Annotated in this window: 12 protein-coding genes and 2 tRNA genes; 10 read left to right on the top strand and 4 right to left on the bottom strand. The window is 70.1% G+C overall.

Going from position 1 to position 13,097, the window contains the following annotated elements; all coding sequences use genetic code 11:
* Window positions 1-28: 28 nt before the first annotated feature.
* The 4 genes from miv_RS22900 to miv_RS22885 all read right to left on the bottom strand — a co-directional run bounded on the left by miv_RS22900 (window position 29) and on the right by miv_RS22885 (window position 3,399).
* On the bottom strand, window positions 29-1,315 hold the full coding sequence (locus miv_RS22900; RefSeq protein WP_244748663.1) for a methyl-accepting chemotaxis protein: 1,287 nt from the start codon (window positions 1,313-1,315) through the stop codon (window positions 29-31).
* Between the two features lie 212 nt (window positions 1,316-1,527).
* The gene (locus miv_RS22895) at window positions 1,528-2,574 is read right to left on the bottom strand and encodes a MaoC family dehydratase (protein WP_048426554.1); all 1,047 of its coding nucleotides are present in this window, start codon (window positions 2,572-2,574) and stop codon (window positions 1,528-1,530) included.
* A 189-nt stretch (window positions 2,575-2,763) separates the two neighbouring features.
* The gene (locus miv_RS22890; RefSeq protein ID WP_058616995.1) at window positions 2,764-3,090 is read right to left on the bottom strand and encodes a DUF167 family protein; all 327 of its coding nucleotides are present in this window, start codon (window positions 3,088-3,090) and stop codon (window positions 2,764-2,766) included.
* Window positions 3,091-3,111: 21 nt separating this feature from the next.
* The gene (locus miv_RS22885) at window positions 3,112-3,399 is read right to left on the bottom strand and encodes a YggT family protein (RefSeq protein ID WP_048426552.1); all 288 of its coding nucleotides are present in this window, start codon (window positions 3,397-3,399) and stop codon (window positions 3,112-3,114) included.
* 109 nt (window positions 3,400-3,508) lie between these two features.
* On the opposite strand from miv_RS22885, the gene miv_RS22880 reads away from it, so the two are divergent.
* From miv_RS22880 to recJ, 10 genes are all read left to right on the top strand, one after another.
* Window positions 3,509-3,584, top strand: a tRNA-Ala gene (locus miv_RS22880).
* Between the two features lie 112 nt (window positions 3,585-3,696).
* Window positions 3,697-3,772, top strand: a tRNA-Ala gene (locus tag miv_RS22875).
* A gap of 457 nt (window positions 3,773-4,229) precedes the next feature.
* A complete protein-coding gene (locus tag miv_RS22870; RefSeq protein ID WP_207179062.1) occupies window positions 4,230-5,117 on the top strand; it encodes a manganese catalase family protein in 888 nt (295 codons plus the stop codon).
* A 181-nt stretch (window positions 5,118-5,298) separates the two neighbouring features.
* Window positions 5,299-5,610, top strand: a complete 312-nt coding sequence (locus tag miv_RS22865) for a metal-sensitive transcriptional regulator (RefSeq protein ID WP_048426551.1) — start codon at window positions 5,299-5,301, stop codon at window positions 5,608-5,610.
* Window positions 5,611-5,774: 164 nt separating this feature from the next.
* Window positions 5,775-7,136, top strand: a complete 1,362-nt coding sequence (locus miv_RS22860) for an ABC1 kinase family protein (RefSeq protein ID WP_048426550.1) — start codon at window positions 5,775-5,777, stop codon at window positions 7,134-7,136.
* Between the two features lie 252 nt (window positions 7,137-7,388).
* On the top strand, window positions 7,389-7,682 hold the full coding sequence (locus miv_RS22855; protein ID WP_048426549.1) for an aa3-type cytochrome c oxidase subunit IV: 294 nt from the start codon (window positions 7,389-7,391) through the stop codon (window positions 7,680-7,682).
* A 202-nt stretch (window positions 7,683-7,884) separates the two neighbouring features.
* Complete coding sequence (locus tag miv_RS22850; protein WP_207179055.1) at window positions 7,885-9,027, top strand: Re/Si-specific NAD(P)(+) transhydrogenase subunit alpha; 1,143 nt, start codon at window positions 7,885-7,887, stop codon at window positions 9,025-9,027.
* A 31-nt stretch (window positions 9,028-9,058) separates the two neighbouring features.
* Window positions 9,059-9,508 carry a proton-translocating transhydrogenase family protein gene (locus miv_RS22845; protein WP_048426547.1) on the top strand — a complete coding sequence of 150 codons (450 nt, stop codon included), beginning with the start codon at window positions 9,059-9,061 and terminating at the stop codon, window positions 9,506-9,508.
* 4 nt (window positions 9,509-9,512) lie between these two features.
* Window positions 9,513-10,913 (top strand): NAD(P)(+) transhydrogenase (Re/Si-specific) subunit beta, encoded by a 1,401-nt coding sequence (locus miv_RS22840; protein WP_207179048.1) that lies wholly within the window; start codon window positions 9,513-9,515, stop codon window positions 10,911-10,913.
* A 347-nt stretch (window positions 10,914-11,260) separates the two neighbouring features.
* The gene (gene recJ, locus miv_RS22835; RefSeq protein ID WP_207179046.1) at window positions 11,261-13,054 is read left to right on the top strand and encodes a single-stranded-DNA-specific exonuclease RecJ; all 1,794 of its coding nucleotides are present in this window, start codon (window positions 11,261-11,263) and stop codon (window positions 13,052-13,054) included.
* Window positions 13,055-13,097: the final 43 nt, after the last annotated feature.

Genomic DNA, 13,097 nt, shown 5'->3' with positions numbered 1-13,097 from the left:
CGACGATGCGTTCTGGAGGACGGCCCCGTCAGGCCGCCCGCATCGCGTGCAGGAACGCGTCGGTTTGGACGTTCAGCTCGCGCGAGCGCTCCGAGACCTGCGACGAGGCGGTCATCACCCGTGCCGCGGTCTCGCCGGTCTCGGCGGCGGAGGCCGAGACGCCGGCGGTCCCCGTCATCACGTCGCCCGCACCCGTGGCCGCCTGGGCGACGTTGCGGACGATCTCCTGGGTCGCGGCGTTCTGCTCCTCGACCGCGGCGGCGATGGTCGTCGTCACGCTGCTGATCTCGCGGATCCGCGTGCCGAAGCCGCTGATCGCCGAGACCGCCTGCGCGGTCGAATCCTGGATGCGCGTGATCTGCGCCGAGATCTCGTCGGTCGCCTTGGCGGTCTGGTTGGCGAGTTCCTTCACTTCCGCCGCGACGACCGCGAAGCCGCGGCCCGCCTCGCCGGCCCGGGCCGCCTCGATGGTGGCGTTGAGCGCGAGCAGGTTGGTCTGCCCGGCGATCGAGGAGATCAAGCTGACGACGTCGCCGATCTTGCTCACCGCGCCGCTCAGTTCCTGCACCAGGCGCGCGGTCGAATCCGCCTCGACCACCGCCGCCTCGGCGAGGCTCGCCGAGCCCTGGACCTGGCGTCCGATCTCGTTGACCGAGCTGCCGAGCTGCTCGGAAGCCGCCGCGACGGTGCCGATATTGCTCGACGTCTGCTGGGCGGATCCCGCGACTTCCGTCGAGCGGGCGCTGGTCTGGCTCGCCGTCCCGGCCATCGAGGCGGCGGCGGCGTTCATCTCCGTGGCGGCATTCGAGAGGGTGGCGAACAGGGCCGCGGAGTCCCGGGTGAAGCCGGTCAACAGCTCCTCCAGCCGCTTCGCCCGTTCCTCGTCGCGGAGCTTGATGTTCATCTCCTCGTCGATGTCGACGAGCGAGCCGCAGATCCGCGTCGGGATGCCCTTCGCATCGTAATTGGCGCCACCGGTGGCGCGGAACCAGCGCGGCTTGCCGTCCGGCATCACGATCCGGTACTTGACGTCGTAGGCGCCCTGGTTCTTCGCGTCTTTGATCGCGGCGGCGAACGCGGACATGATGTGATCAAGATCGGCGGGATAGATCCGGCTCGACCACGCCTCCAGCGTGTTCGGAAACTCCTCGATCGTCTTGTAGCCGAGGATGCGCCGCATTTCCGGCGTCCAGGTCACCGTGGTCTTCGGATGGGTGAGATCGCCCTGATGCGGCACGACCTCCCACAGACCCACGCCGGCCCGCGTCGCGAGCAGCTCCAAAAACTCGTTTTTCCGTGAGAAGCGCTTCAGCATCTGCCGTCGTCCGGTCGTCCCTGGGCAAACCTTACGGCTCAACGATGAAGAAGACGTTACGTTAGATTTGAGAGATACTTACCGGCTTGTCCGAACGTTCCGCCCGTGCGAGTGGTCGCAGGGGCCAAGCGGCGTCCTGGCGTATGGGCAAAGCCAATCCCGGTCCCCCGGCAAGGCCTTCGACGTCGCCGGACGAGGCCCCCGCGATGCGCTCAGCGCGGCATCAATGCCCAGTAATCGAGGTCGAGGATGACCGCCGGGTCGGTGGCGTCCCCGACCTTGTCCGGATGGGCGGCGCAGGGCTGGTTCTTGGTCGCGATGGTGCGCAGGCGCAACGCCCCGACATCGTTGCGCCCGGGAAGCTCGGCGACCGCCAGAACCTCGCTCCAGGCATAGACCGTATCGCCGGCAAACAGCGGCGCGACGTGGCGCCCGGCATTGATGCCGGCGATCGAGAACGCGTTGCCGAGCCCGTTGAAGCTCAAGGCCCGGGCGAGCGAGATGACGTGGCCGCCATAGATCAGCCGCTTGCCGAAGCGGGTGTCCTTGGCGGCAAAGCCGTCGAAATGGACCTTGGCGGTGTTCTGAAAAAGCCGGGTGGCGATCTGGTGCTCGGCCTCCTCGACGGTCATCCCGTCGACGTGATCGATGCGCTCGCCGACCGCGTAGTCGCCGACGCGGTGCGGGCTGCCGGCAAGACCGAGATCGTAGGCGCCGGCGTTCAGGGGCGGCAGGGCGGCGGCCAGCTCCTCGGGCGCCACCGCCTTGGCGAGGCTCGGCACCGCCTCGGCGGCGATGGTGGCCTCGGGGTCGCGCTTGCGCACCAGCACCCAGCGGCAATAGCTCAGCACCGCCTCGCCGGCGGCGTTGGTGCCGGTAGAGCGGACATAGACCACGCCGGTCTGGCGGTTGGAGCTCTCCTTGAGGCCGATGACCTCCGAGACGGTGTTCAGGGTCTCGCCCGGATAGACCGGCCGCAGGAAGCGCCCCTCCGCATAGCCGAGATTGGCGACCGCGTTGAGGGAGATGTCCGGCACCGTCTTGCCGAACACGACGTGGAAGACCAGCAGGTCGTCGAGGGGAGCCCGAGCGTAGCCGAAGGCCGCCGCGAAGGCGTCGGAGGATTGCACCGCGAAGCGCGGGCCGTAGAGCGCGGTGTAGAGCGAGACGTCGCCGGTGGTCACGGTGCGCGGCGTGGCGTGGCGGATGGTCTCCCCGAGGCGGAAATCCTCGAAGAAGCGGCCCGGGTTGGTCTTCATCGTCGCCCCTCTCGTGCGAGAGCCTGTCATGCAAGAGCCTGCCGGGCGCGCCGAGGCGCCCGGCAGGCTCCGGGAAGTGTCCGATACGGCCGGGACGGGTCCGGCCGAGGATGCCGGCGGCGATTTGAGGGGCAGCGCCGCCCCACGGTCAAGCCCTACCGGAGACCGGTGACCGAGCGGCTTCGGGCCTCATCGCGCCCGCTGTCCGGCTAAGGCCTCGAAAAGCCGGGACAGGGCCGCCCCGTCGCCGGCGATGCGAAAGAGCTTGATCCGCGCGGTGGCGCCGGACGAGAGCGTCACCGCGGAGGCCGGGAGGCCGAGGGCGCGCCGCAGGACGTCCCGGATGGCGGCATTGGCGGCCCCGTCCTCCGGAGCCGCCCGCACCCGCACCTTCAGCACGGGCAGGCCGTCGTCCCGGGTCTCGACGCCGTCGAGGGCGTCGCGCCCGCCCCGCGGGGTGGCCCGGACCCGGACCTCGATCCCCTCCGGGGTCGTCCGCCAGGGCCGGGCGCTCATCGCGGGTCCGCCCCGTCCGCCCTACGCCATGCCGGCGAAGAGCTCGAACATCAGGTTGCGCAGGAAGAACAGGCCCAGCACCAGGATGATCGGCGAGATGTCGATGCCGCCGAGGTTGGGCAGGATGCGCCGGATCGGCCGCAGGGCCGGCTCGGTCACCCGGAACAGGAACTCCCCGATCTGCGACACGATCGGGTTGCGCACGTTGACCACGTTGAAGGTCACCAGCCAGCTCAGCACGGCGCTGGCGATCAGGAGGTACACGTAGAGCGTGATGATGTTGTCGATGAGCCAGAGGATCGAGCGCATGCGTGGTCCGTGCGAGCCCGGGGCGCCCGCGCGCAGTCGCGACGCGGCGGGGCCTCCAGGGGAATTGACAGGCTGAGAAGGGCCGGCCTACAAGGCACCCGCCTCGGACGGGGCTGTAGCTCAGATGGGAGAGCGCCGCAATCGCACTGCGGAGGTCAGGGGTTCGAATCCCCTCAGCTCCACCAGGCCTGCCTCGCGTGGTTAACGCTGGGTTGGGTCCGGTGAAGAGGTTGGTGGTTTTAGCGCCACCGGGTAGGTGACATCGCTTCGGCGATATGACATATGCCCGCTCACGGCGGGGCTGTAGCTCAGATGGGAGAGCGCCGCAATCGCACTGCGGAGGTCAGGGGTTCGAATCCCCTCAGCTCCACCAAATCGTCTTTGGTGGAACTCATCCTCGACTGGGTTCGAGATGAGATGAACCGGGATCGGCGCACGCCGAGGCCCGGTTTTTTCATGTTCGGCGTCGGCGTCGTCGTGTAACGAGGACGGCGCCCTCTCGGCCATCGGCGTCGCGCTGTCCGCTCTGTGGATGGGTGACAGCCCGCGCACCTCCCGGTTTCTGGCCTTTCTCCCTGGCGGCTCTGACTCCCACGCGACGGCCCCATCCCGCGCCTCGTCCGGCATCGGGCGCGATGCGGCAGCTGTGCGGTTCTGCCCTCCTGGGAAAAACCCGTCCGCCACGCTCGAACCGCCCCAGAGGCGGCACGTTGGTCGTCGATTCCAGATACTCACGCAGAGTATATTTCCCTGATGTGAGATCGGCGGCGCACGGCGTCCGGGATCACCGCGCGAGCGGAGAATCACCCAGCGTCAGGACGGAGAGCCCGATGTACTATCACGACAAGCGCCTGCAATATCCGGTCAAGGTCGACACGCCGGATCCGCTGTTCGCCCGCCAGTTGCAGCAGGCGATCGGCGGCATCGAGGGCGAGATCCGCGTCTGTCTCCAGTATTTCTTCCAGGCCTGGGGCGCCCGGGGACCGGACACCAAGTACCGCGACGTCCTGCTCAACACCGCCACCGAGGAGATCAGCCACATCGAGATGCTGTCGACGGCGGTCGCCCTCAACCTCGAGGATGCGCCGGCGACGCTCCAGGAGACCACCGCCCAGGCCAACCCGATCGTCGGAGCGGTGATGGGAGGCGAGCGCCCGCGCCACGTCGTTGAGGGGATGCTCCAGCGCCACCTGCTCTCCACCGGCATGGCGGCCTTGCCGGTCGATTGCGACGGCACGCCCTTCGATTGTTCGCATGTCTATGCCAGCGGCAATCTCGTCGGCGACATGTTCTGCAACGTGGCGGCGGAGGCGACCGGCCGCACCCTGGCGGTCCGGCTCTACAATTCCACCCACGACAAGGGCATGCAGGACATGCTCAGCTATCTCATCGCTCGCGATACCATGCACCAGCAGCAATGGCTGGCGATTATCGAGGATATGGGCGGGCTGAAGGATTCGTTGCCGGTCCCCAATTCCTTCGACCAGTCGAAGGAGGCACAAGACTTTAGCTATATGTTCATGGGTACCGAGCGTAACGGCACCCCGGTACCGCCCGGCCGCTACAGCGAAGGCCCGTCGATCGACGGCAAGGGCCAGTTCCACTTCAAGGCGTTCGAGCCCTTGGGCGAGGAGCCGGTGCTCGGCCCGGCCCGGCCGGATTCGGGCGCCCAGCGCGAGCAGATGGTCGAGCGCCCGGTCACCAACAGCAAGACCTAGCCCGAAGGAACGGGGGGGCGCGCGGCCGGGCGGCCAAGATTGAGCTTGACCTGCCCGGCCGTCATGCAAGAACGGTTGCCGTTCCTCAGGGAAAGGGCGGCGATCACTCATCAGACCCGACATCGCCCGGGCCGCCCGCGCCCTCCCGGACGAGCGGACCCCCGGTCGGGGAAGGCACACCATGGATTACCAATACGTCGACGGCCGGCTCCAGGTGCGCCGCACCGACGAGGAGAAGAAGCCGATCCTCCAACGCCTCAAGCGCATCGAGGGCCAGGTGCGTGGCCTCCAGGCGATGGTGCAGGAGGATCGCTACTGCCTCGACGAGGTCCAGCAGATGAACGCCATCACGGCCGCGGTGCGCGAGGCTGTGCTCCAGCTCATCAGCTCGCATCTCGACGCCTCGGTCGACTACGCGGCCAAGTCCGAGGATCGCGACGGCGCCATCGAGGAGATGGTGCGGGTCCTGCGCGCGGCCTTGCGGCAATCCTGACGTCCCGCGGGCGGCGCGCCTCGCGCTGTCCGGGCGCTCTGTCCGACGGACGGCGCCCGCGCTGTCCGGTCGCCCTGGCGGTGCGGGAGCACGGGCTTATCTAGGCTCCAAGTCCGGCGCGCGGCCCCCGTCCGCGCGCGTCCTCGCACGAGCCACGTCCCCGCATGTCCGACAGCGAAGCCAATCGCTTCTCCGCCCGCGCCGCCCGCTACGCGAAGGTCGGTGCCAATGTCGGCGGCGTCGCCGCCCGGATGGCCGGCGCGCGGCTCCTCGGGCGCAAGGGCGAGGACGTGTCGAGCGCCGCCGCCCTCGCCCAGGCCCTGGGTGGCCTCAAGGGACCGATCATGAAGGTGGCGCAGCTGCTCGCCACCGTGCCGGACCTGTTGCCGCCCGAATACGCCGCCGAGCTGCAGAAGCTGCAATCCGAGGCGCCGCCGATGGGGGCTGCCTTCGTCAAGCGCCGCATGGCCGCCGAACTCGGGCCGCAATGGAAGGACCGCTTCGGCGCGTTCGACCTGCGCCCGGCCGCCGCCGCCTCCCTCGGCCAGGTCCACCGGGCCGAAGCGCTCGACGGCACGCCGCTGGCCTGCAAGCTGCAATACCCGGACATGCAATCCGCCGTCGAGGCGGACCTCAAGCAGCTCGAACTCGCCTTCGCCCTGCACCGGCGCATCAGCGCGGTGATCGACACCCGCGAGATCGCCAAGGAGATCGGCGACCGGGTGCGCGAAGAGCTGGACTACACCCGCGAGGCCAAGCACGCCGCGCTCTACGCCGACGTGCTCAAGGGCGTCGAGACCGTGCGGGTCCCGGTCGTCTACCCGGACCTGTCGACCAAGCGGCTCCTCACCCAGGGCTGGCTGCAGGGCGAGAAGATCCTGAATTTCACCGGCGGGCCGCTGGAGCTGCGCAACCGCCTCGCGCACGCCATGTTCCAGGCCTGGTGGCACCCCTTCAGCCGCGCCGCGGTGATCCACGGCGATCCTCATCTCGGCAACTACACGGTCTTCTCCGAGGGCGACGAACCGCAGGGCATCAACCTGCTCGATTACGGCTGCGTGCGCATCTTCCACCCCCGCTTCGTCGGCGGCGTGGTCGACCTCTACAAGGGCCTCCTGCACGACGACGAGGCCCGCGTCGTCCACGCCTATGAGAGCTGGGGATTCCGCAACCTCACCCGCGACCTCGTCGAGACCCTCAACATCTGGGCCCGCTTCATCTACGGGCCGCTCCTCGAGGACCGGGTCCGCACGGTGGCGGACGGCGTCAAGCCGAGCGAGTACGGCCGCCGCCAGGCCTTCGAGGTCCATCGCGCCCTCAAGGAGCGCGGTCCCGTCACGGTGCCGCGGGAATTCGTCTTCATGGACCGGGCGGCGGTGGGCCTGGGCGCGGTGTTCCTGCACCTTCGCTCGGAGCTGAACTACCACCGCCTGTTCGAGGCCCAGATCGACCGGTTCTCCCTCGACGACCTCGCCGCCCGCCAGCACGCCGCCCTGGAGAAGGCGGGCCTGCCCCATCCCGTCTGAGGCGGAGGCGCGGCCGGGCGGAGCCTGGATTTGGAAAAAGGTGCGGATCCGCACCTTCGGCCGTCGATCCACGCCCGCGGCCGGCCCGCCGGCGGGCCGGTCCGCACGCCCGAAAATCTCGCTCCTGCAACGGCTTGCCGGTGGGTCGAGCAAGCCGCGTCCGCGCGCGCGGATCATCTATCGGCTGATTGCCGGGACCTTGAGCATGCGCTAAAGCCCGGCCAACGAGCACAAGACGGGGTCTACCGCATCATGGCCGACATCAATCACGCCACCGACTCCGCCTACAGCCCGGAGATGGACGGACCGACCCACGAGGCTACCTACCGGGGCTTCGTCCGCTTCGTCGAGATCGCCACCACCGTGGTGATCTGCTGGGTGCTCTCCCTCGCCGTCGGCGGTGTGCGCGAGGCCTGGATCACCGCCATCATCGGCGTCGTGCTCGGCGGCATCGGCGGTGCCATCGGCGCCCTCTCCCCGGGAATCGGCTGGCGCGCCCCGGCCGTGGTGGCGGTGCTGCTCGCCCTCATGCTCGCCTTCTACTGAGGCGGCGGGCGGCCCGTCCGCCCCTCCCCCTCTCACGCGCCCGACAGATTGCGCGTGACTCAATCGTTAAAGATTTGTAACCAGAGCCGTCCCTTCTGCCGAGGGGACGGCTTTACAGTTGTGGGGCAGGCGTGGCCTTGTACACACCGCCCGCAAGGGGGATCGGCGCTCCGCGCCGTGTATCGACCAAAGGGAAATCTGAATGCGGATCGCGGTCCTATCCGAGACCGATCCGGCGGAGCCGCGGGTCGCGGCAGTCCCGGAAACGGTGAAGAAGTACAAGGCTCTCGGGGCCGACGTGACGGTGCAGTCCGGTGCGGGCCTCAAGGCCGGCGTGCCGGATGCCGAATACGAGGCCGCGGGCGCCTCGATCGCCGCCGACGCCAAGGCCGCCGCCGAGGGCGCCGACATCGTCCTGCGGGTGCGCCGCCCCGGCGCCGACGAGCTTCCCGCGCTCAAGCGCGGCGCGATCGTGATCGCCATCATGGATCCCTACGGCCACGAGGCCGAGGTCAAGGCGATGGCCGATGCCGGCGTCTCGGCGATCGCCATGGAGCTGATGCCCCGCATCACCCGCGCCCAGGTGATGGACGTGCTCTCGAGCCAGGCCAACCTCGCGGGCTACCGCGCGGTGGTGGACGGCGCCGCCGTCTACGGCCGGGCCCTGCCGATGATGATGACCGCGGCCGGCACCGTGCCGGCGGCCCGCATCTTCGTGATGGGCGCCGGCGTCGCCGGGCTGCAGGCCATCGCCACCGCCCGCCGGATGGGCGCGGTCGTGACCGCCACCGACGTGCGGCCCGCCGCCAAGGAGCAGGTCGAGTCGCTCGGCGCCAAGTTCGTCGCCGTCGAGGACGACGAGTTCAAGCAGGCCGAGACCGCCGGCGGCTACGCCAAGGAGATGTCGGCCGAGTACAAGAAGAAGCAGGCCGAGCTGGTGGCGAGCCACATCGCCAAGCAGGACATCGTGGTCACCACCGCGCTGATCCCCGGCCGGCCGGCGCCCAGGCTCGTCACCGCCGACATGGTGGCGGCGATGCGGCCGGGCTCGGTCCTCGTCGACCTCGCGGTCGAGCGCGGCGGCAACGTCGAGGGCGTCAAGGCCGACGAGGTCGTGGAGACGCAGAACGGCGTGAAGATCGTCGGCTACGCCAACGTGCCGGGGCGGCTGGCCGCCACCTCGTCGAGCCTCTACGCCCGCAACCTCTACGCCTTCGTCGAGACCCTGGTCGACAAGGCCGCGAAGACGCTGGCGGTGAAGTGGGACGACGAGCTCGTCAAGGCGACTTGCCTGACCCGCGACGGCGCCGTCGTCCACCCGAACTTCCAGCCCAAGGCGGCCTAAGGCCGCTCGCCCCGCAATCGGAGGAGACCTCATGGCTACCCTTCCCCCCGACCAGGCGGCCGAGCAGGCACGCGCCGCCGCCGCCGCCGCCCGCAACGCGGCCGACATCGCCGCCCGCGCCGCCGACCAGGCCGCGATCATCGCCGACAGCGTCGGCCACGGCGTCGCCGCCGCGACCCACGGCGCCATCGACCCGACCGTGTTCCGCCTGGCGATCTTCGTGCTGGCGATCTTCGTCGGCTACTATGTGGTCTGGTCGGTGACCCCGGCCCTCCACACCCCGCTGATGTCGGTCACCAACGCGATCTCCTCGGTGATCGTGGTCGGCGCGCTTCTGGCCGTCGGCGTTCCGTACATCGAGAAGGGCACCGGCTGGGCCCGCTTCTTCGGGTTCATCGGCCTGGTCTTCGCCAGCGTGAACATCTTCGGCGGCTTCCTCGTCACCCAGCGCATGCTCAGCATGTACAAGAAGAAGGCCTGAGGCGATGTCGGAGAACGTCTCCTCGCTCCTCTACCTCGTCTCCGGCGTCCTGTTCATCCTGGCGCTGCGGGGCCTGTCCCACCCGACCACCTCCCGGCAGGGCAACCTGTACGGCATGATCGGCATGGGCATCGCCATCCTGACGACGCTGATCGGCCATCCGCCGGCCGGCGTCGGGGCGTGGTTCCTGGTGCTGCTCGGCATCGGCATCGGCGGCGGCGCCGGCGCTGTGATCGCCAAGCGCGTGCCGATGACCGCGATGCCGCAGCTCGTCGCGGCCTTCCACTCCCTCGTCGGCCTCGCGGCCGTCGCGGTGGCGGCCGGCGCTCTCTACGCGCCGCAGGCCTTCGGCATCATCGAGAACGGCGCCATCCACAAGCAGTCGCTGTTCGAGATGGGCCTGGGCGTCGCCATCGGCGCCATCACCTTCACCGGCTCGGTGATCGCGTTCCTGAAGCTCGACGGGCGCATGTCGGGCAAGCCGATCATGCTGCCGCAGCGCCACGCCATCAACATCGTGCTCGCCATCGTGCTGGTGGCGTTGCTCGCCGGCTTCATCGGCGGTGGCAGCAAGGTGCTGTTCTGGCTGATCGTGATCCTGTCCTTCGTGCTCGGCGGCCTCCTGATCATCCCGATCGGCGGCGCGGACATGCCGGTCGTGGTCTCGATGCTCAACTCCTATTCGGGTTGGGCGGCGGCCGGCATCGGCTTCACGCTGGGCAACCTCGCGCTGATCATCACCGGCGCGCTGGTGGGCTCGTCCGGCGCGATCCTGTCCTACATCATGTGCCACGCGATGAACCGGTCGTTCATCTCGGTGATCCTGGGCGGCTTCGGCGGCGACGCCGCGGCGTCCTCGGGCGGCGGCCAGGTCGAGACCCGTCCGGTCAAGCAGGGCTCGGCGGACGACGCGGCCTTCATCATGAAGAACGCCGAGAAGGTCATCATCGTGCCGGGCTACGGCATGGCGGTGGCACAGGCCCAGCACTCGCTCCGCGAGATGGCCGACCAGCTCAAGAAGGCCGGCGTCGACGTGAAGTATGCCATCCATCCGGTGGCGGGCCGCATGCCGGGCCACATGAACGTGCTCCTCGCCGAGGCCAACGTGCCCTACGACGAGGTGCACGAGCTGGAGGACATCAACGGCGAGTTCCCGCAGGCCGACGTGGCCTTCGTGATCGGCGCCAACGACGTCACCAACCCGGCCGCCAAGACCGATCCGCAATCGCCGATCTACGGCATGCCGATCCTCGACGTGGAGCGGGCCAAGACCGTGCTGTTCATCAAGCGCGGCATGGGCTCGGGTTATGCCGGCGTCGAGAACGAGGTGTTCTTCCGCGACAACACCATGATGCTGTTCGGCGACGCCAAGAAGGTGGTCGACGAGATCGTCAAGAACTTCTGACGGTCGACCCGTCAGGGCACGGTCTGCCGGAGCACTTTGCTCCGGACCGGGAAAGCGGGGCCTCGTGCCCCGCTTTTCGCGTTTGAAGGGACCCGCTCGGCGAAGCCCTATCCCTCTGCGCAGGGCTGTCCGGGGACAATTGTGGCGCGCCTCCCCTCTCCAGGCGATGCCGGGCAAGCCCGGCATCGCCTGGAGAGGGGATCCCGCGCTTGCTTCTGAAAGGAATATTCCCCGGATAGCCCTGCCCAAGAGGGGGAAGAGTTCACGCGGCGCCCTCAAGCGTGAACGCCCCCCACTGTCGCCCGGCTGCGGCAGCGCGCTCCCGCGAATCCCGCTACACTCCCCCGGTGTCCACGATCCTCGACCTGCCCCGCCCCCTCCTCGACGTCCACCGCTCCGCGCTCGGGCGGCCCTGGCACGAGCGCTGCGCCTCGGCGCCGGCGCAGAGCCTCGCGGTCGCCATCGCGCAGGGCCACGGCCTGCCGGAGGTGCTGGCCCGGGTGCTGGCCGGCCGCGGGGTCGACCTCCATGCCGTGCCGGGCTTCCTCGAGCCGCGCCTGCGCGACCTCCTGCCCGATCCCGCCGTGCTGGTCGACATGGAGGCCGCGGCCGACCGGCTCGCCGTCGCGATCCAGAAGCGCGAGAAGGTCGCGATCTTCGGCGATTACGACGTCGACGGGGCGGCGAGTGCCGCCCTGCTGGCGAGCGCGCTGCGCGACCTCGGCGTGCCCTACCGGCTTCACATCCCCGACCGCATCACGGAAGGCTACGGCCCCAACGTCGCGGCGGTGCGGATGCTCGCCGAGGAGGGCGCGACCCTCCTCGTCACCGTCGATTGCGGCACCGCCGGGCACGAGCCCCTGGCCGAGGCCGGGCGCCTCGGCATGGACGTGGTGGTGCTCGACCATCACGGCGCGCCCGAGGTGCTCCCGCCGGTGCACGCCCTCGTCAACCCGAACCGCCTCGACGACCTCTCGGGCCTCGGCCATCTCTGCGCCGCCGGGGTGGTCTTCCTGACGCTGGTGGCGCTCAACCGGCGCCTGCGCCGCGACGGGCTCGCCATTCCCGACCTGATGGCGGGGCTCGACCTTGTGGCGCTAGCCACCATCGCCGACGTCGTGCCGCTGCACGGCCTCAACCGGGCCTTCGTGCGCCAGGGGCTGGCGGTGATGCGCGGCCGCGGCCGGCGGGGGCTCGCCGCCCTCCTCGACGCCGCCGGTCTCGGGGAAGCGCCGCAGGCCTGGCATCTCGGCTTCCTGCTCGGCCCCCGGATCAATGCCGGCGGCCGCATCGGCGATTCGACGCTGGGCGCCCGGCTGCTGCTCTGCGAGGATCCGATCGAGGCCGCCGGCATCGCCGCCCAGCTCGACGCGCTCAACCGCGAGCGCCAGGCGATCGAGGCCGCCGCCGTGGCGGAGGCCGAAGCCGAGATGGGGATGCGCCTGGAACGCGATCCCGACCAGCCGGTCCTCGTCGCCGGCAGCCCGGATTGGCATCCGGGCGTCGTCGGGCTGATCGCGGCCCGCCTCAAGGAGCGGTTCGGCCGCCCGGCCTTCGCCTTCGCGCTGCGCCAGGACGGCACCGCCACCGGCTCGGGCCGCTCGATCCCGGGGGCCGATCTCGGCCGGGCGGTCCGGGCCTGCGTCGAGGCCGGGCTTGCCGCCAAGGGCGGCGGCCACGCCATGGCGGCGGGCGTGACGCTCGCCGCCCTCGACCTCGACCGCTTCCGCGAGGCGCTGTCGGGCGACCTCGCCGCCTCGGTGGCGGAGGCGCGCCTCGGCGAGGCGCTGCTGGTCGACGGCCTCGTCTCGGCCGGCGGGGTGCAACCCGATCTCGCGGACGCCGTCGAGCGGGCCGGGCCCTTCGGCCAGGGCGCGCCGGAGCCGGTCTTCGCCCTCGCCCGCCACCGCGTCGCCGATGCGCGCGTCGTCGGCACCGGCCACGTCAAGGCGCAGCTGCGCGGCCGGGACGGCGTCGCGGTCGGCGCCATCGCGTTCCGGGCCGCGGAATCGCCGGTCGGGCGGCTCCTGCTCTCGCATATCGGCCGGGACATCCATGCCGCCGGCACCCTCTCGCGCGACCGCTGGCGCGGTGCCGACCGGGTCGAGTTGCGCCTCTGCGACGTGGCGGAGGCGGGCTGACACGGCTCCGGTGAGCCGGCCACGGATCCCGGCTTGACACCCC

The organism is Methylobacterium indicum (genome assembly GCF_017347565.1).
In the GTDB taxonomy this organism is placed as follows: Bacteria; Pseudomonadota; Alphaproteobacteria; order Rhizobiales; family Beijerinckiaceae; genus Methylobacterium; species Methylobacterium indicum.
The sequence above is the reverse complement of the archived record's forward strand: the minus strand, read 5'-3'. Positions and strand labels throughout refer to the sequence as shown.

Bases quoted from the DNA above. Each gene is read 5' to 3' on its own strand.
- miv_RS22895 (WP_048426554.1), bottom strand. From the start codon at position 2,574: ATGAAGACCAACCCGGGCCGCTTCTTCGAGGATTTCCGCCTCGGGGAG.
- miv_RS22870 (WP_207179062.1), top strand. From the start codon at position 4,230: ATGTACTATCACGACAAGCGCCTGCAATATCCGGTCAAGGTCGACACG.
- miv_RS22850 (WP_207179055.1), top strand. From the start codon at position 7,885: ATGCGGATCGCGGTCCTATCCGAGACCGATCCGGCGGAGCCGCGGGTC.
- miv_RS22860 (WP_048426550.1), top strand. From the start codon at position 5,775: ATGTCCGACAGCGAAGCCAATCGCTTCTCCGCCCGCGCCGCCCGCTAC.
- miv_RS22845 (WP_048426547.1), top strand. From the start codon at position 9,059: ATGGCTACCCTTCCCCCCGACCAGGCGGCCGAGCAGGCACGCGCCGCC.
- miv_RS22890 (WP_058616995.1), bottom strand. From the start codon at position 3,090: ATGAGCGCCCGGCCCTGGCGGACGACCCCGGAGGGGATCGAGGTCCGG.
- miv_RS22900 (WP_244748663.1), bottom strand. From the start codon at position 1,315: ATGCTGAAGCGCTTCTCACGGAAAAACGAGTTTTTGGAGCTGCTCGCG.
- miv_RS22855 (WP_048426549.1), top strand. From the start codon at position 7,389: ATGGCCGACATCAATCACGCCACCGACTCCGCCTACAGCCCGGAGATG.
- miv_RS22865 (WP_048426551.1), top strand. From the start codon at position 5,299: ATGGATTACCAATACGTCGACGGCCGGCTCCAGGTGCGCCGCACCGAC.
- miv_RS22885 (WP_048426552.1), bottom strand. From the start codon at position 3,399: ATGCGCTCGATCCTCTGGCTCATCGACAACATCATCACGCTCTACGTG.
- miv_RS22840 (WP_207179048.1), top strand. From the start codon at position 9,513: ATGTCGGAGAACGTCTCCTCGCTCCTCTACCTCGTCTCCGGCGTCCTG.